18 protein-coding genes are annotated in these 17602 nt (G+C 62.7%); 5 read left to right on the top strand and 13 right to left on the bottom strand.

Features of this window, described 5'->3' with window-relative positions:
- Positions 1-127: 127 nt before the first annotated feature.
- From leuC to rplS, 4 genes are all read right to left on the bottom strand, one after another.
- Positions 128-1537 (bottom strand): 3-isopropylmalate dehydratase large subunit, encoded by a 1410-nt coding sequence (leuC, locus tag IB238_RS18895; RefSeq protein ID WP_192250499.1) that lies wholly within the window; start codon positions 1535-1537, stop codon positions 128-130.
- 243 nt (positions 1538-1780) lie between these two features.
- The gene (locus tag IB238_RS18890) at positions 1781-2602 is read right to left on the bottom strand and encodes an amino acid ABC transporter permease (protein ID WP_192250497.1); all 822 of its coding nucleotides are present in this window, start codon (positions 2600-2602) and stop codon (positions 1781-1783) included.
- A gap of 9 nt (positions 2603-2611) precedes the next feature.
- Positions 2612-3409 carry a transporter substrate-binding domain-containing protein gene (locus IB238_RS18885; protein WP_192250494.1) on the bottom strand — a complete coding sequence of 266 codons (798 nt, stop codon included), beginning with the start codon at positions 3407-3409 and terminating at the stop codon, positions 2612-2614.
- Between the two features lie 242 nt (positions 3410-3651).
- The gene (gene rplS, locus IB238_RS18880) at positions 3652-4170 is read right to left on the bottom strand and encodes a 50S ribosomal protein L19 (protein ID WP_192250491.1); all 519 of its coding nucleotides are present in this window, start codon (positions 4168-4170) and stop codon (positions 3652-3654) included.
- 295 nt (positions 4171-4465) lie between these two features.
- Between rplS and IB238_RS18875 the strand changes: the two genes are divergently transcribed.
- Positions 4466-5212, top strand: a complete 747-nt coding sequence (locus IB238_RS18875; RefSeq protein ID WP_192250488.1) for a sulfite exporter TauE/SafE family protein — start codon at positions 4466-4468, stop codon at positions 5210-5212.
- Here IB238_RS18875 and trmD read toward each other — a convergent pair.
- From trmD to IB238_RS18845, 6 genes are all read right to left on the bottom strand, one after another.
- Positions 5194-5892 (bottom strand): tRNA (guanosine(37)-N1)-methyltransferase TrmD, encoded by a 699-nt coding sequence (gene trmD / locus IB238_RS18870; protein ID WP_192250485.1) that lies wholly within the window; start codon positions 5890-5892, stop codon positions 5194-5196. The genes IB238_RS18875 and trmD overlap by 19 nt on opposite strands.
- Position 5893: 1 nt before the next feature.
- A complete protein-coding gene (rimM, locus tag IB238_RS18865; protein ID WP_192250483.1) occupies positions 5894-6466 on the bottom strand; it encodes a ribosome maturation factor RimM in 573 nt (190 codons plus the stop codon).
- Between the two features lie 161 nt (positions 6467-6627).
- Complete coding sequence (gene rpsP / locus IB238_RS18860; RefSeq protein ID WP_192250479.1) at positions 6628-6993, bottom strand: 30S ribosomal protein S16; 366 nt, start codon at positions 6991-6993, stop codon at positions 6628-6630.
- A 36-nt stretch (positions 6994-7029) separates the two neighbouring features.
- Positions 7030-7353 (bottom strand): chorismate mutase, encoded by a 324-nt coding sequence (locus IB238_RS18855; RefSeq protein WP_192250477.1) that lies wholly within the window; start codon positions 7351-7353, stop codon positions 7030-7032.
- 10 nt (positions 7354-7363) lie between these two features.
- Positions 7364-8926 carry a signal recognition particle protein gene (gene ffh / locus IB238_RS18850; RefSeq protein ID WP_192250474.1) on the bottom strand — a complete coding sequence of 521 codons (1563 nt, stop codon included), beginning with the start codon at positions 8924-8926 and terminating at the stop codon, positions 7364-7366.
- Between the two features lie 240 nt (positions 8927-9166).
- A complete protein-coding gene (locus IB238_RS18845; RefSeq protein WP_192250471.1) occupies positions 9167-10987 on the bottom strand; it encodes a methyl-accepting chemotaxis protein in 1821 nt (606 codons plus the stop codon).
- Between the two features lie 313 nt (positions 10988-11300).
- Here IB238_RS18845 and dapF point away from each other — a divergent pair, with 313 nt between their 5' ends.
- From dapF to IB238_RS18825, 4 genes are read left to right on the top strand one after another with little or no spacing between them, the layout of a single operon-like run.
- Positions 11301-12227 (top strand): diaminopimelate epimerase, encoded by a 927-nt coding sequence (gene dapF, locus IB238_RS18840; RefSeq protein WP_192250468.1) that lies wholly within the window; start codon positions 11301-11303, stop codon positions 12225-12227.
- Positions 12224-13501, top strand: coding sequence for a tRNA (N(6)-L-threonylcarbamoyladenosine(37)-C(2))-methylthiotransferase MtaB (mtaB, locus tag IB238_RS18835; RefSeq protein ID WP_192250465.1), 1278 nt, complete (start codon positions 12224-12226; stop codon positions 13499-13501). Before dapF ends, mtaB begins: the two co-directional genes overlap by 4 nt.
- Before the next feature lie 12 nt (positions 13502-13513).
- Positions 13514-15169, top strand: a complete 1656-nt coding sequence (gene ftsY / locus IB238_RS18830; protein ID WP_192250462.1) for a signal recognition particle-docking protein FtsY — start codon at positions 13514-13516, stop codon at positions 15167-15169.
- 11 nt (positions 15170-15180) lie between these two features.
- Positions 15181-15819, top strand: coding sequence for a septation protein A (locus IB238_RS18825; protein ID WP_192251328.1), 639 nt, complete (start codon positions 15181-15183; stop codon positions 15817-15819).
- A 187-nt stretch (positions 15820-16006) separates the two neighbouring features.
- Here IB238_RS18825 and IB238_RS18820 read toward each other — a convergent pair whose 3' ends face one another.
- Genes IB238_RS18820 through IB238_RS18810 form a run of 3 tightly spaced genes read right to left on the bottom strand, consistent with a single transcriptional unit; the run spans position 16007 to position 17549 of the window.
- Complete coding sequence (locus IB238_RS18820) at positions 16007-16618, bottom strand: DsbE family thiol:disulfide interchange protein (protein WP_192250460.1); 612 nt, start codon at positions 16616-16618, stop codon at positions 16007-16009.
- Complete coding sequence (gene ccmD, locus IB238_RS18815) at positions 16615-16776, bottom strand: heme exporter protein CcmD (RefSeq protein ID WP_192250457.1); 162 nt, start codon at positions 16774-16776, stop codon at positions 16615-16617. Before ccmD ends, IB238_RS18820 begins: the two co-directional genes overlap by 4 nt.
- Positions 16773-17549, bottom strand: coding sequence for a heme ABC transporter permease (locus tag IB238_RS18810; RefSeq protein ID WP_192250455.1), 777 nt, complete (start codon positions 17547-17549; stop codon positions 16773-16775). Before IB238_RS18810 ends, ccmD begins: the two co-directional genes overlap by 4 nt.
- Positions 17550-17602: the final 53 nt, after the last annotated feature.

Raw genomic sequence — 17602 nt, 5'->3', positions numbered from 1 at the left:
GTTACGCTTCTCCGAACCTTTCGGATTCGACAATCAACCCGACCGGAATGCAAGAGGGCCATCCTCGCCGGACGGCCCTCAGTCAGTCTTCGATGGTCGGCGGACCTAAAGTCTCGCCGCAGCCAACTCAGTTGAATTCGCGAATATCAACAAAATGGCCCGACACGGCCGCAGCCGCCGCCATCGCCGGCGAAACGAGGTGCGTGCGGCCCTTGAAGCCCTGGCGACCCTCGAAGTTGCGGTTCGAGGTCGAAGCGCAGCGCTCGCCTGGCTTCAGCCGGTCGTCGTTCATGGCAAGGCACATGGAACAGCCCGGCTCGCGCCAGTCGAAACCGGCAGCCTTGAAGATCCTGTCGAGGCCTTCGGCCTCCGCCTGCTCCTTCACCAGGCCGGAGCCCGGGACGATCATGGCGGAAACGGTGGAGGCCACCTTTTTGCCCTCGACCACCTTGGCAACTTCGCGCAGGTCTTCGATTCGGCCGTTGGTGCAGGAGCCGATGAAGACGCGGTCGATCGCGATGTCGGTGATCTTGGTGCCCGGCTTCAGGCCCATATAGTCGAGCGCGCGCCACTTCGACGCCCGCTTCGTCTCGTCGGCAATCTCGTCCGGGTTCGGCACGGTGCCCTGCACCGAGACAACGTCTTCCGGCGAAGAGCCCCAGGAGACGATCGGCGGCAGGTTGGCGGCGTCGAGCACGACGACGCGGTCATAGTGCGCGCCTTCATCGGTGTGCAGCGTCTTCCAGTAGTCGAGCGCCATGTCCCAGGCCTTGCCCTTCGGCGCGCGCGGCTTGTCCTTCACATAGGCGAAGGTTGTCTCATCCGGCGCGATCAGGCCGGCGCGGGCGCCGCCTTCGATCGTCATGTTGCAGATCGTCATGCGGCCTTCCATCGACAGCGAGCGGATCGCTTCGCCGGCGAACTCGATGACGTAGCCGGTACCACCGGCCGTGCCGATCTCACCGATGATGGCAAGGATGATGTCCTTGGAGGTGACATGCGGCGGCAGCTGGCCGTCGACGCGCACCAGCATGTTCTTCGCCTTCTTCTGGATCAGCGTCTGGGTGGCGAGCACGTGCTCGACCTCTGACGTGCCGATGCCGTGCGCCAAGGCGCCGAAAGCGCCGTGCGTCGAGGTGTGACTGTCGCCGCAGACGATCGTCATGCCCGGCAGCGTAAAGCCCTGCTCGGGGCCGACGATGTGCACGATACCCTGGCGGATGTCGTTCTCGGAGTAGTACTCGACGCCGAAATCGGCCGCGTTCTTGGCGAGCGCCTCGACCTGGATGCGGCTTTCCTCGTTCTTGATACCGTGCTTGCGATCCGGCGAGGTCGGCACGTTGTGGTCGACGACGGCAAGCGTCTTCTCGGGGTGACGGACCTTGCGGCCGGCCATCCGCAGACCTTCGAAGGCCTGCGGGCTCGTCACCTCATGAACCAGGTGACGGTCGATGTAGAGAAGACAGGTGCCGTCTTCCTGCGTGTTGACGACGTGGTCGTCCCAGATCTTGTCGTAGAGGGTACGCGGTGCGCTCATGGCTCTTCATCCGGTTGATGCGATGGAAATGGAAAGCGATTTGCGGCAGGAGCCGCTAGGATCCGTTACGGATCAGGCTAGGCGGCTCGTGAGCGCCCCGCACACACGCGCGAAGAAACGTACCGGCAGGCGCTTGTGGTCCTGCAGTACGACGATATGCGCACCAATGCATGCGAACTTGGATTCCATGCGCCGCACATAGCAATTTTTCGATCGCCCGGCAATCGGTGAGATTCGCCGGTGTTAGCGCTCGACGCCCCGGCGCAGCCGCCTCTCCAGTCCGCGCAGTGCCAGCGAGAGCCCGATCGTCAGGATCAAATAGACATAGGCGACGATCGAATAGGTCTCGAAGAAGCGGAACGAACCGGAAGCGTAAACCTTCGCCATCTGCGTGATATCGGAGACGCCGAGAACGGAGACGAGCGAGGAATCCTTGACCATGGCGACGAAATCGTTGCCGAGCGGCGGCAGGATCACCCGGATCGCCTGCGGAAAGACCACGAGACGGAAGCGCTGATAGCGCGACAGGCCCAGCGCCTTGGCCGCCTCGATCTGTCCCTTGTCCACCGACTGGATGCCAGCGCGAAAGACCTCGCCAATGAAGGCGGAATAGCCGATCATCAGCGCGATGATCGCCCGCCACATCAGCGACACGTCGCGCACGAGAAGCGGCTCCATGTAACCGGCAGCGACGAGCGGCGCGATGATGAAATTCGCCAGTGCGACGAAGGCCGGCGCGCCGACAAAGGCGATGTAGAAGAGCAGCACCAGGATCGGCACACCACGGATCACCTCGGTGTAGAAGCGGGCGATCTGGCGCAGCAATTTACTATCGGAGAGGCCGAGCAACGCCACGCCGAGCCCCAAAAGCGTGGCGAGCGTAAAGCCGACGATGGTGACAAAGATCGTGACCCACAGGCCTTTCAGGATGACGCCGAAGACCTGGGCGTAGATATCGTTGGCCGCGATGACGACGGCGATGGCAAGGCCGATCGCGACAAGGGCGACCAACCACCAAGGATAGTCGCCCTGCGTTGTTCCCGGACGGGGAGATGCGGATGGCATCGGTAGCGCTTACTGCCCCATCTTGTAGTCGAGGAACCACTTCTTGTTCAGCGCGTCCAGCGTACCATCCGCCTTCAGCGCGGCGATCGCGGCGTTGATCGGTGCAACAAGGTCGGAGCCCTTCGGATAGATGAAGCCGAAATCCTCGGTGCCGAGCGGCTCGCCGATGACCTTCAGCTTGCCTTCGGAGGCATCGACATAGCCCTTGGCTGCGACGCTGTCGGTGAGAACCAGATCGACATCACCAGCCTTGAGCGCCTGCACCGTTGCCCCGAAGGTCTCGAACAGCTTGATGCGCGGGTTCTGCTCGTTCCCATCAAGAATTTCGTAGACGGCCGTGTAGAAGGGCGAGGTGCCGGGCTGCGCAGCGATCAGACCGTCAGCAAAGGCACCGAAGGTCTTGGCGTCGGTGAAGCGGTTCTCGTCGGCGCGCACCAGCATGAACTGCTGTGAACGCATATAGGGATCGGAGAAATCGACCTTTTCCTTGCGATCGTCCTTGATGGTGATGCCCGTCATGCCGATCTGGTACTGACCGTCATGAACCGCCTGGATCATCGCGTCCCAGCTGGTGTTCTGGTACTCGACCTTGAAGTTCAAGCGCTTGGCGATCTCGTTCATCGCATCGTATTCCCAGCCGATCTGCTCACCAGTCTTCGGGTCAACGAACTGCAGCGGCGGATAGGCGTTCTCGGTGACGACAACGACCGTCTTTCCTCCGAGATCGGGCAGGTCGGCTGCGGCAGCAGTCAGCGGCATCAGAGCAAGGGCGGAGAGCCCGGCGAGAACGGTGCGGCGGAACAGCATAGGAATTCTCCTGAATTGTGGCGAGCGAAACCTGTCATAGATCGATCGGCGCTGGCAAGCGAGATCATGCCAGATTTCGGGTGCATCAGATAATTCCTGTCCGCAACGGTTGCCGTTCGACCATGGGTGATTGCTAGACACAGCGACCAAAAATTCGACCCTTTAAGGACAATTGTCCCGGCAACACGAAAAAGCCGCCGGGATCGCTCCCGACGGCTTTTTCAAATATCTGTTCGCAACCCTTATTCGGCTGCGGTTTCCGCTGCCTTTGCAGCTTCGGCGGCTTCTGCTGCTGCCTTTTCAGCGGCGAGCGCCTGAGCGGCTGCTACCTTCTCGGCTTCCAGACGTGCCTTTTCCTCGGCAATCGCCGCGCGCTCGGCGTCGTTCAGCTTGCGGGCGCGGGTACCGGTGTTCTCGACGATACGAGCCGACTTGCCGCGACGATCACGCAGATAGTAGAGCTTCGCGCGGCGAACCTTACCGCGGCGAACGACTTCCACGCTCTCGACGATCGGGGAATAAATGGGGAATACGCGCTCGACGCCTTCGCCGTAGGAAATCTTGCGGACGGTGAAGCTCTCGTTGATGCCGCCGCCGGAACGGGCGATGCAAACGCCTTCGTAGGCCTGAACGCGGGTACGGCTGCCTTCCGTCACGCGGACATTGACGCGCAGGGTGTCGCCCGGGGAGAATTCCGGAAGCTTGCGCTTGGCTTCGATCTTGGCGGCCTGTTCGGCCTCGAGCTGCTGGATGATGTTCATCGGTCTAACCTTTACGTTCTTCTGAAACAGCCAGAGCGCTCGACCTTCTCCCCTTCGATTAAGATCTCGGAGATTTGTCCGTTGCCGGACAGGAGCGGATTCGCCATTCTTTGCTTTGCGGCTTTCCGGGATTATCCCAAAACCGTGCCGGCCAATACACCAATCGACAGCGCTTGTCATCCCCGCCAAAGCGAGAAAGCGCCTTTTCCGATAGCAGGGATTGCCGAGCGCCTTTACCAACGATATCAGCCGATCCGTCAGCTGGCGGCCGGGGGAGGTCGCCCGAGGGGGTAGTATGTCGTTTGTCGATGCCGCGTTCCTGTTCGTTGCCGGATTTCTGTCTGGTGTCGTCAATGCGATTGCAGGCGGCGGCACCTTTCTCACTTTCGGCGCCATGACGTTGATCGGCCTGCCGCCGATCGTCGCCAACGCCACCTCCTCGATCACGCAGTTCCCCGGCTACGTCACGTCGGCCATGGCCTACTGGCGCGAAATCCGTTCCGATTGGAAGGAAGCACTCAAGGTCGGCGTTCTCTCGCTGATCGGCGGCGTCGGGGGCTCGCTGCTGTTGATCTCCATGTCGAACCCCGGTTTTCGCGCGCTGGTGCCCTGGCTGCTGCTTGTCGCGACCGCGATCTTCGCAGCCGGTCCGCTGCTGCGGCCGAAGCACTTGCATGCCGAGCAGCCGCTCGGACCGCTCGGCCTCTTCGGCCAGTTCGCCACCTCGATCTATGGAGGCTTTTTCGGTGCGGGCCAGGGGATCATGACGCTTGCCGTCCTCGGCCTTTCCAAGGGCGGCGACTATCACAAGCTCAATGCTCTGAAGAATTTTCTCGCCATGCTGATCGCCGCCGTTGCGATCATCGTCTTTACCAGTGGCGACGTGGTCGCTTGGCCACAGGCTGCGGTAATGATCCCGGCCGGTGCGATCGGTGGCTATTCCGGCGTCTGGGTAGCCCGCCGCGTGCCACAGAACGTGATCCGGGCGTTGGTCGTGGCTGTCGGGGGAATGCTGACGATCTACTACTTCGCCACGGGCTGAGTGGCCAAAAGGTCCGGACGACGTTCCTCAGTCAGCCTGCGCGCCTCCGCCATGCGCCATTTCTCGATCTCGCCGTGATGGCCGGAAGCGAGCACGGCAGGGACCTCCCGTCCTTCCCAGACTTGCGGGCGGGTATAGTGCGGATGTTCCAGAAGGCCGCCCTCGAAGCTCTCGTGCACGCCGGAAAGCGCATTGCCCATCACGCCGGGCCGAATTCGCACAATCGCATCGAGCAGGATCATCGCCGCCGGCTCGCCACCCGAAAGGATATAGTCGCCGATCGAGACCTCCTCGAGGCCGCGCCCATCGATCACGCGCTGGTCAACACCCTCGAAGCGGCCGCAGACAATGACCACACCCTCGCCGGCAGCCAGCTCGCGAACGCGCTCCTGCGTCAGCGGTCGCCCCCGCGGGCTCATCAGCAGACGGGGGCGTGTGTCGCTCTCCGGCGCGGCATGATCGATGGCACGCGCCAACACATCGGGCTTTAGCACCATACCCGCGCCACCACCGGCTGGGGTGTCGTCGACCGTGCGGTGGCGATCGGTGGCGAAATCGCGGATCTGCACGGTTTCCAATGACCAGTCATCGCGTGAAAGCGCCTTGCCCGACAGCGACTGGCCGAGAAAGCCCGGGAACATTTCCGGGTAGAGCGTCAGGATGGTGGCGCGGAATGCCACGTCATTCCCCTTCCTGCGGCGGGCGGCGGCGCCGGCTGCCCGGACCGTCCTCGTCGCCACCCTCGATGCCGGCAGCGACCGGATCGATCAGCAGGCGACCATTTTCGAAGTCGATCTCCACGACGGCAGCCTCGGAAAAGGGAATTAGCACCGGCCGCTTTCCCGGCCCCTTCAGTTCTAGAAGGTCGCCAGCGCCGAAATCGAAGATACCGGTGACCGTGCCATGACTGCGACCTGTCGCATCGACTGCCTCGAGGCCTTCGAGATCGGCGTAGAAGAACTCGTCGTCATCAAGCTCCTCATCCGGCAGCTTGTCGCGCTCGATGAAGAGGTCCAGCCCCTTCAGGGCCTCGGCGGCGTTGCGGTCGTTGATGCCGCGGAACCGGACCACGGCCATGTTCTTCGCCTCGCGGATCTCCAGCACCTCGAACACCCGGCCATCCTCACTGTGGAGGTTTCCGTAGTCGCCGAGCGAGGCCGGATCGTGCGTGTACGCCTTGACGCGGACCTCGCCGCGCAAGCCCTGCGCAGCGCCGACCGTGCCCACCAATACGGGGTTTTCCAATTTACTCATGAATCCGGTCCAGTTGCGTCGATTCATCTTCAGAGGAAGGACCGTACGCAGATGAAGGATGTTTCCGTAGTGATGCGAAGGTACGCGCCACGGAGCGAGGCTTCAAACGAAAACGGGCGGCATGAGACACGCCGCCCGCCAGAAACCAAACTGCCCGAAATTTACTCGGCGGCAGCGGCAGCAGCGGCGTCTTCAGCCTTCTGCTTCTTCTCGGCAACGCGCTCCAGCGCCTTCTTGCCCGGCTTTGCCTTTTCCGGGTTGTTGCGGGCGTCACGCTTGGCAAGGCCGGCTTCGTTCAGGAAGCGCAGGACGCGGTCGGTCGGCTGGGCGCCCTTGGCGAGCCATTCCTTGATGCGCTCTTCATTGAGCTCAACGCGCTTGGCGTCGTCCTTGGCAAGCATCGGATTCCAGGCACCAACGCGGTCGAGGAAGCGGCCGTCGCGCGGGCTACGCGCATCAGCAACGACGATCTGGTAGTACGGGCGCTTCTTGGAACCACCACGGGCGAGACGGATCTTCAGGGACATTTCATTTCTCCTTCGGGATATGACTGGCCGCTTCTTTCAAGCGGTATGCTGATTGTTCGAGCCGCTGTAATCGGCGGCGATGGCTTCATGATGCCGGATCACCTCGCGGATGATGAAGTTCAGGAACTTCTCCGCGAAATCCGGATCCAGATTGGCGTCCTTCGCCAGGCGGCGGAGGCGTTCGATCTGGTATTCCTCGCGCGCCGGATCGGCCGGCGGCAAATCGTGGGTGGCCTTGAGAACGCCGACCGCCTTGGTGCAGCGAAAGCGCTCGGCCAGGATGTGGACCAGGGCAGCATCGATGTTGTCGATCGACTGGCGGTATTCGGCCAACTGCTTCTTGATTTCCGGATCGATCATCGCCGCTACCTCACTTCTTCTTCGGCAGGCCGGGAAGGCCCGGGAACCCGCCAAGGCCGGGCAGCTTCGCCCCGCCAAGACCCGGAAGACCGCCGCCGCCAAGGCCCGGCATTCCGCCGCCCGGCTTCAGGCCGGCGGCTTCCGCCTGCTTGGCTAACGCTTCAAGTTGCTTGGGATCCATGCTCGACAGATCGGGCATGCCGCCGCCGAGGCCGCCCAGACCCATCTTATTGGCCAGGCCGCCCATCATCTGCTTCATCATGCCACCGCCCTTCTTGCCGCCCATCATCTTCATCATGTCCGCCATCTGGCGGTGCATCTTCAGAAGCTTGTTGATGTCGGCGGCATCGGTGCCGGAGCCGGCGGCGATGCGCTTCTTGCGCGAATGCTTGAGCAGGTCCGGATTGGCGCGTTCGGCCTTGGTCATCGAGTTGATGATGGCGATCTGGCGACCGAAGAGCTTGTCGTCGAGGCCGGCCGCAGACATCTTGTCCTTCATGCCGGCCATGCCGGGCATCAGCCCCATGATGCCGCCCATGCCGCCCATCTTCTGCATCTGGCGCAACTGGTCGGCGAGGTCGTTCAGGTCGAATTTGCCCTTGGCCATCTTGGCGGCCATCGCGGCCGCCTTCTCGGCATCGATATTCTCCGCCGCCTTTTCGACGAGCGAGACGATGTCGCCCATGCCGAGGATGCGGTCGGCGACGCGGCGGGGATGAAATTCCTCCAGCTCGCCCATCTTCTCGCCGACACCGATCAGCTTGATCGGCTTGCCGGTGACGGCGCGCATCGAAAGGGCCGCACCGCCGCGGCCGTCGCCGTCCATACGGGTGAGCACGAGGCCGGTGATGCCGACGCGATCGTCAAAATTGCGGGCGAGGTTGACGGCGTCCTGACCGGTCAGCGCGTCGGCGACGAGCAGGATCTCGTGCGGATTGGATTTCCGCTTGATCTCCGCCATTTCGATCATCAGCGGCTCGTCGATATGGGTACGGCCGGCGGTGTCGAGGATGACGACGTCATGACCACCAAGCTTGGCAGCCTGTACGGCGCGCGCCGCAATATCGGTGGGTGACTGGCCGGCGATAACAGGCAGCGTGTCGATGCCGGTCTGGACGCCCAACTGGCGAAGCTGCTCTTGCGCGGCCGGACGGCGCGTGTCGAGCGAGGCCATCAGAACCTTTTTCTTGTCGCGCGTCTTCAGCCGGTTGGCGATCTTGCCCGATGTGGTCGTCTTACCGGAGCCCTGCAGACCGACCATCATGATGACGACGGGAGCCGCCGCATTGAGATCGATCGATACGCCCTCGGCGCCGAGCATGTTGACCAGTTCGTCATGCACGAGCTTGACGACCATCTGGCCGGGCTTGATGCTTTTGAGGATTTCTGCGCCGACGGCCTTTTCCCGCACCGCATCAGTGAAGGAGCGCACCACTTCCAACGCCACGTCCGCTTCGAGCAGCGCACGACGGACCTCGCGCAGCGCCGCCGAGACATCCGCCTCGGAAAGCGCGCCACGGCCCGTCAATCCATTTAGAATGGAGCCAAGGCGGTCCTGGAGTGTTTCAAACATTGCTTCGTCCTTCTGGTTTCCGTCCGAGACGGAAACGTCGGTGCTATCCGCGCCAAAAACAAGACGCAAAGCCAAAAACCACCCGAGGGCGCATCGCGCTGTCGGGTGTTGACCTCCGGGATCTCTTTATACCTTCTCGGGTCCCGGTCGGCGGCTTCAAGTGTCTTTACTTGTCGCAGATGGTGGGGCTTAAACAGGAAATGGGCCGACGAGTCAAGTCAACCCGCCCCCGCGCGAGCGTCAGGCCGCCCTGGAAGGACGCGAATCTACAGCAGTTTCCGACGCGACTGTGCGGAAGCGACCGATCGCCTCGCGAAGCTCGCCTGCCTCTTCGACAAGTCGCGCACTGTCGGCATTGCCTTCGGCAGCCATGGCCGCGTTGCGTTGCGTGACTTCATCAAGCTGGGCGATGGCCGTGTTGATTTCCGAAAGCCCGCTCGACTGTTCACGCGACGAGGTTGCGATTGCCTCCATGTGGGCATTGATGGTCACGATGTGCTCTTCGATCGTCTGCAGCGCCTCGCCGGTCTTGCTGACGAGCCCGACCCCATTGTCGACCTCGGCACTGGCATTGCGGATGAGATCCTTGATTTCTCTTGCCGCGGTCGCCGAACGCTGCGCCAGCTCACGCACCTCCTGGGCGACGACGGCAAAACCACGACCGGCCTCCCCGGCGCGAGCGGCCTCGACGCCCGCATTGAGCGCCAAAAGATTGGTCTGGAAGGCGATCTCGTCGATGACGCCGATGATGTTGGAGATTCGGTTTGAGGATTCCTCGATGCGGCCCATCGCCTGCACGGCATCAGCCACGACCGCGCCGGAGCTCTTGGCGCTTTCATTGGCCGCAATCGCAACCGTCCGCGCTTCGGCTGCTCGGTTCGCAGACGTAGACACGTTGACCGTCAACTGCTCAAGGGCCGCGGCCGTCTCTTCCAGCGTGGACGCCTGGCGCTCGGTGCGCTGCGACAACTCCTGCATGTTGTCGAAGATGGCCGATGCCCCCTTGTCGACGCGCCCAATTGTGTGAGTTACCGTCGTCAGTGCCGTGCCAAGCTTGTCGACCGCGCTATTGAGGTCGTGGCGCAAGGGTTCGAAATCCGCACCGAGCCGGGTCTGAAGATCGAAGGCGAGATCGCCTTCCGCCAATCGGCGCAGCCCGACAGCAAGTTCGGCCGTGGCCTCGCGCAGGCGGGCCTGCGCGGCTGCCTCGGCCTCATCAGCCAAACGCGAGCGTTCGCTTTCCGCCTGCTGACGCGCCGCTTCCGCTTCCTTTTCCAGACGCCGGTTCTCGATTGCCGCATTGCGGAACACCGCAACGGCAGCCGCCATCTGTCCGATCTCGTCACGGCGCCCGACGCCAGCCACTTCGATCGTCGTATCCCCATCTGCCAGACGCTGCATATCGGCCGACATACGGCGGATCGGCAGCGTCACGAGCCGGCTCATCGCAACGATCAAGCCGAGCGCAAAAACGATGGAGAGGACAAATACCGCCTTCAAAGCCGGTTGAGTGATGGCAGAAATCGCCTCGCTATCGGCCTGCGTGCGCGTCGACACCGCCTGGATGGCATCGCCTGCCTTTTCCATCGCCTCCTCGAGCACGGAAAACTGCTCCATGAAGTCGGGAAGTGCGGCAAGCGCCGCTGCGCGGTCTGACGCCGCGGCCCCCACAAGCGCCTCAGCGCCATTGATGTAGCGCGCCAATGGCTCATCGAGGTCCTTGAGGACTGCAGCGGCTTGCGGATCGACGACCAGCGCTTCGTTCGCTGCAATCATTTCCCGGAAGACAGCCGCGTGTTCTGCGAGATCCGCAGCGACGGCCTGTGCATCGAGGCCGCTCGACGGATCCTGCGCAAGAAGGGCGGCAAGCGCATCGGCCCGGAGCGCGTCATGCATCATGTCGGCCTGCATCTGATTGCGCAGCGCCTGCGCATCGTGCAGCACATCCTCGATGTTGCGAGACAGCCGCCCCGATTCCCAAAGGCCGGCGCCGGAAGCGCCTCCAGCCAGTGCAAGAACCACAACACCGACGGCGATCATCTTCTGGCGTATCGTTTTCATAGAGTCCCCGATCCTCAAAATCGAAAAGACGATATCGATAAAAATTTAATGATATACTTAGTAAATATTGCTATACTTCATAATAGTTCCGGGGCGCTGGAAAATGCCGCTCCATGACAGTCCTCATCCCAGCGCATTTTGAGGCACGGCCGCCACCTTCGACGTCACTTCAAGTGAGTGGCCGCATGAAGTCTTCCGAAGTAAAGGGTGGCTGACTGTACGTTCGCAACCGGAGCTCATGCGCTACCCGCGGGACCACTGGTAATCTCCGCGCTTTTCCGCCATATACGGGCCGAAACGGAGTAGGCACGCCATGATACATGCGACGGACAGCAAGGTCGCATTCGCCAAGATGAACGGACTGGGCAACAAGATCCTGGTCGTGGACATGCGTGGCCGTGCGGATTGCGTGACGCCGGAGGCCGCGATCGTGCTGGCCGCCGATTCCGCCACCGCCTTCGACCAGATCATGGCGGTCCACGATCCGAAGATCGACGGCACCGATGCCTTCATCGACATCCTCAACTGCGACGGCACCAAGGCACAGGCCTGCGGCAACGGCACGCGCTGCGTCGTGCAGGCGCTCGCCGCCGAGACCGGCAAGAAGGTCTTCACCTTCCAGACCGTGGCCGGCATCCTGAACGCGCTCGAGCATGAGGACGGCACGATCTCGGTCGACATGGGCAAGCCCGTCTTCGACTGGGACAGGATTCCGCTTGCCGAAGAATTCCACGACACACGTCGCATTGAGCTGCAAATCGGGCCGATCGACGATCCGGTGCTGCACTCCCCATCCGCCATGTCGATGGGCAATCCGCACGCTGTCTTCTGGGTCGATCGCGACGTGATGTCCTACGACCTCGCGCGGTTCGGGCCGCTTCTGGAAAACCATCCGATCTTCCCCGAGCGCGCCAACATCACACTGGCGCAGGTGACCTCGCGTTCCGCGATGACGACGCGCACCTGGGAGCGCGGTGCGGGTCTGACGCTCGCCTGCGGCTCGGCTGCCTGCGCCGCCGCCGTCAGCGCTGCCCGCACGGGGCGCACCGGGCGCAAGGTCGACGTCCATGTTGCTTCAGCCAATCCTCCAGGCATACTCACCATCGAATGGCGCGAGAGCGACGATCACGTCGTCATGACCGGCCCGGCCGAATGGGAATGGTCCGGCACACTCGATCCCTCGACGGGAAGCTGGCAGCGTGATGCGAAAACGGCCGACGATGGGGCGGCCGCGCTTTGAGCGGCGTCGAGGTCATAACCTTCGGCTGCCGCCTCAATACTTATGAATCCGAAGTAATGCGAGGCGAAGCCGAGAAGGCGGGGCTGAACAACGCCATTCTCGTCAACACCTGTGCCGTGACCGGCGAGGCGGTACGCCAGGCGCGGCAGGCGATCCGCCGTGCCCGCCGCGACAATCCTTACGCCCGCATCATCGTCACCGGTTGCGCTGCGCAAACCGAAACGGAAACCTTTGCCGAAATGCCCGAGGTGGATGCGGTGCTGGGCAACGAGGAGAAGCTGAAAAGCGCCTCCTACCGATCTCTGCCGGATTTCGGCGTTTCGGCGGAAGAGAAGGTGCGCGTCAACGACATCATGAGCGTGCGGGCGACCGCACCGCAGATGGTCAAATCCATAGATGGGCACGTGCGCGCTTTCATCCAGGTGCAGAACGGCTGCGACCATCGCTGCACCTTCTGCGTCATTCCCTTTGGCCGCGGCAACTCCCGCTCCGTGCCGATGGGCGCGATCGTCGACCAGGCGCGCAGGCTCGTTGAAGGCGGCTACAGCGAGATCGTGCTGACCGGCGTCGACGCGACGAGCTATGGAGCAGATCTTCCCGGCCATCCCTCCCTTGGAATTCTGGCCAAGACCCTGTTGAAGCAGGTGCCGGAGATCTTGCGGTTGCGCCTCTCCTCGATCGACGGCATCGAGGCTGACCAGCACCTGTGGGACCTGATTGCCGACGAGCCGCGGTTCATGCCGCACTTGCACCTGTCGCTGCAGCATGGCGACGACCTGATCCTGAAGCGCATGAAGCGCCGCCATTCGCGCGATGACGCCATCTCCTTCTGCCGCGAGGCGCGACGGTTGCGACCGGAAATCAGCTTCGGCGCGGACATGATCGCCGGCTTCCCGACGGAAACCGAGGACATGGCCGCGCAAAGCGCCAACCTCGCCGAAGAATGCGGCATCGCCCATCTGCACGTCTTTCCCTATAGCCCGCGCCCCGGCACGCCGGCGGCCCGCATGCCACAGGTTGATCGCGCGATCGTCAAGGAACGAGCGGCTCGCCTTCGAGAGACAGGCAATCGCCTCCAGCTGTCGCATCTCGCCTCGATGGTCGGAACCCGGCAAATGATCCTTGTCGAAAACAACGGACTGGCGCATACGGAAAACTTCACGCTGGTCGACGCAGCCGGCCTTGCGCCGCGCGACCTTGTGCCGGTGACAGTCACCGGCCACAATGGCAGGCATCTGACCGCGCAGTTAGACCCCGTATCATTTCGCAACTAGCGGATTTCATTCATGGCCCTCGGCTTCATCAAGAAGATCTTCTCCTTCGGCAAGGACACCGTTCCCACGGCGCAAACGCCAGAGGAGACTGTGAGCGAGGAACAGGCGGCTCCTATCGCAGAGGAGTTGGTCGACGCGCCGCATTCAGTGGGAGAAACCGCAAGCGAGGAGCGTGACCTGCTCCTGGAGGAAGCGGAAGCCGCCAATCCGGAGGCGGACCACCATCGCGTCGAGCCGCCTTCCGATATCTATCCCCTGCCACCGATCGACCATCCGTTGTCGTTCGGAAGAGAGGAAGGCGGGACAGCGCCTGGCAAGGCCACCGAGACTCCTGGTGCGGATGCAGAGGAAACGATCGATACTGCGCCCGTCATCGACAACCTCGCCCACCTGTCGCCCGAGACAGAGACCACGCGGACCGCCGAGCTCATCAACATCGGGATGGGCGGGGTGGAACATGCCCATGAGGAGCTTGCGGCCAGCGAAGCTGCTCTCGGCGGCCTCCCGGTCGAAGAGGTTTCCGACGAAGCGCTCGCCGAAGAGACCGTGACAATCGCGGAAGTCACCTCGCTCGACAGCCCCGAAGTCATCACTCCGCCCCTGCCCGCACCGAAGAAGAAACCGGCCAAGGTGAAAAAGGAAGCAGTTGAGACCGACGAGGAAGCCAGACCGGCGCCGGTCCTTCCCAAGGGCTTTTCCACCGCCGATCAGCAACCGAAGGCAGAAAAGGTGCCCCAGCCCGCACCGAAGCGGAGCTGGTTCCAGCGCTTGCGGGCGGGTCTCGCACGTACCTCGGCGCATCTTACTGGCCAGATCACCAGCCTCTTCACCAAGCGCAAGCTCGATGACGCGACCCTGCAAGACCTCGAAGATCTGTTGATCCAGGCCGATCTCGGCGTCGAGACCGCGCTTCGCATCACCGACACGCTCGCCTCCGAGCGCTACGGCAAGGAGGTCACCGGCGAGGACGTGGGGCGCATCATGGCCGGCGAGATCACCAAGGTTCTGGAGCCGGTGGCCAAGCCGCTGGAGCTCGACCTGACGCACAAGCCGCACGTGATCCTCGTCGTCGGCGTCAATGGCACCGGCAAGACTACGACGATCGGCAAGCTCGCGGCAAAACTTTCCGGCGCCGGTCTGAAGGTGATGATGGCTGCCGGTGATACCTTCCGGGCCGCTGCCATCGAGCAGCTCCACATCTGGGCCGAACGCACCGGCTCCGACATCGTCTCTTCCAAGCTCGGGGCGGATGCCGCCGGCCTTGCCTACGAGGCCTACGAGCAGGCGAAAGAGAAGAAGAGCGACGTCCTAATCATCGACACCGCCGGCCGGCTGCAGAACAAGACGGAACTGATGGCGGAGCTGGAGAAGATCGTCCGCGTGCTCGGCAAGCTCGATCCGGATGCGCCGCACACCGTTTTGCAGACGCTCGACGCCACGACCGGACAGAACGCGATGAACCAGGTGGAAATTTTCCGCAACGTCGCCGGCGTCAGCGGCCTGATCATGACAAAATTGGACGGTACGGCTCGCGGCGGCATTCTTGTGGCGATCGCCGCCAAGCACAAGCTGCCGGTCTATTTCATCGGCGTCGGCGAAGGCATCGACGACCTCGAGCCCTTCGAGGCCAAGGATTTCGCGCAGGCGATTGCAGGGGTTGAGGCATGAACGACAGGATCATCGAAACGCTGGACGATGCCGGCAAGCCCAAGGTGAGCCCGCTTCTCAAGCTGGTCCTCGAACTCGGCCCGCTCGTCGTCTTCTTCTTCGCCAATTCGCGCGGCGCGTGGCTTGCTGGGCACTTCCCCGCGCTTGCTGAACTTGGCGGGCCGATCTTTATCGCCACCGGCCTGTTCATGGCGGCGACCGCCGCCGCGCTGATCGTGTCCTGGGTCCTGACGCACACCCTGCCGATGATGCCGCTCGTCTCCGGCATCGTCGTCTTCGTCTTCGGTGCGCTGACGCTCTATCTGCAGAACGACACCTTCATCAAGATGAAGCCGACGATCGTCAACACGCTGTTCGGCGCCATCCTGCTCAGCGGACTCGCCTTCGGTAAGCCGCTGCTCGGCTACGTCTTCAACGCGGCCTTCAGGCTGACGGAGGAAGGCTGGCGCAAGCTGACGCTGCGCTGGGGCCTGTTCTTTTTCGTCCTCGCCGTCCTGAACGAAGTCGTCTGGCGCAGCTTCTCCACCGACTTCTGGGTGGCCTTCAAGGTCTGGGGCACGATGCCGATCACCATCCTCTTCACGCTCTCCCAGATGCCGCTGATCATGAAGTACTCGGTCGAGCAGCCGGAAGAGAGCAAGGCGCCTTAAGGGGGACTGTCTCTCTTTCGTCATCCCGGCATTGAGCCGCGATCCAGAGGCCGCGCGCCCGCGCGGCGAAGGAAGGCTCTCTTCCTCACAGAGTGGCTCAGTTAGTCTTCTCGTGCCGCAGACGCGACGCCGCTGGATGCCGGGTCAAGCCCGGCATGACGGTGTGTGAGGCGTGGAGGAAAAAGTATCACCCAGCCGGCGCCGGCGCACCAAGCGCCTTCTCGATTGCTGGATAGAGCCCCTCCTTGAGGCTCTTTTCATCAAAGGGGCCGACCTTCTTGTAGAGGATCGTGCCATCAGGCCCGACGAGGTAGGACTCCGGAATGCCGTAGACGCCCCAGTCGATCGCCATCTTGCCGTTCGGATCGATGCCGATCGCCGCATAGGGATTGCCGAGTTCGCCAAGGAAGCGCAACGCGTTCTCGGTTCCATCCTTGTAATTGACGCCGAGCACCGTCAACCGCGGATCTTGCGACAAGGCCAGGATGATCGGATGTTCCTGCCGGCACGGCACACACCAGGATGCCCAGAAATTGACGAGCGTGAGCTTGCCCTTGGCCGCCTCGGCGGTCAGCGCCGGTATCGGCGCCCCGTTGCGGGTCGCGCCCTCCAGGGGCGCAAGGTCGTGGAACGGGGCCTTGGTGCCGATCAGCGCGGAAGGGATTTCGGAGATGTCGCGTCCCGAACTCAACTGCAGGAAGAAGATCGCGGCGAGCGTTGCAAAAATAACCAGTGGTGTCAGCGCAAGCAGGATGCGCGTGCGCGACCCGGCGGGTCTTTCATCGGTGGGTTGGTTCATTTCGTCTCCACTGCGGAGCGGCGGCGAATGCCAGCCGCCTCAAGGACAGCGAGTTCCTTTCGGCGCGCGCGTCCATCGAGCCAGACCCAGAGGACAAGCCCGGCAACGGTCGCGGCCGTGGCAAGATAGGCCGACAGGACGTAAGCGGAATGTGTCATCGGCGAGCCTCCTGGCGTTCGGTGCCGGCGCTGCGCGCCGCCAGCCTGCGCAATGTCGACACGCGGCGACGCAGGATTTCGTTGCGCATCGCCAAAATGTGCAGCGTAAAAAACAGAAGCGTGAACGCAAACGCCATGACGAGTAGCGGGCGCAGGAATTCCGAGTCGATCGTCGGACCATCGAGCCGGATGACGCTTGCCGGCTGATGCAGTGTGTTCCACCACTCGACCGAGAATTTTATGATCGGAATGTTGACGAAGCCGACCAGGATCAGGATAGCGCCGACCCGGGCGGCACGCGCCGGATCGTCCATGGAACGGTTCAACGCGATGAGCCCCAGATACATCAGGAACAGCACAAAGACCGACGTCAGCCGCGCGTCCCATACCCACCAGGTGCCCCACATCGGCTTGCCCCAGAGCGAACCGGTAAGGAGTGCGATGAAGGTGAAACAGGCGCCGATCGGCGCTGCCGTCTTGGCCGAAACGTCGGCAAGCGGGTGGCGCCAGACGAGCGTGCCGAGCGCCGACATCGCCATCACCGAGTAGCACATCATCGAAAGCCAGGCGGCAGGCACGTGGATATACATGATCCGCACCGTGTCGCCCTGCTGGTAGTCGCCTACCGTGGTGAAGGAGAGATACAGGCCGGCAGCGAAGAGCGCAGCGGTCGCAGCCGCCATCCACGGCCACAAAGTGCTGCTCAACGCGAGAAACCGCGTCGGGTTGGCTAGATCGGAAAATTTGCGGATGGCCAGGCTCTGTTCGCTCATATGCGCCTTTTAACGCTTTCACCCCTCGGCTTCAATTGACAGGCATCAATCAC

This window comes from Rhizobium sp. ARZ01 (assembly GCF_014851675.1).
Lineage (GTDB): Bacteria > Pseudomonadota > Alphaproteobacteria > Rhizobiales > Rhizobiaceae > Mycoplana.
Note: the sequence above shows the minus strand (reverse complement) of the source record. Positions and strands in the feature narration are given on the sequence as shown.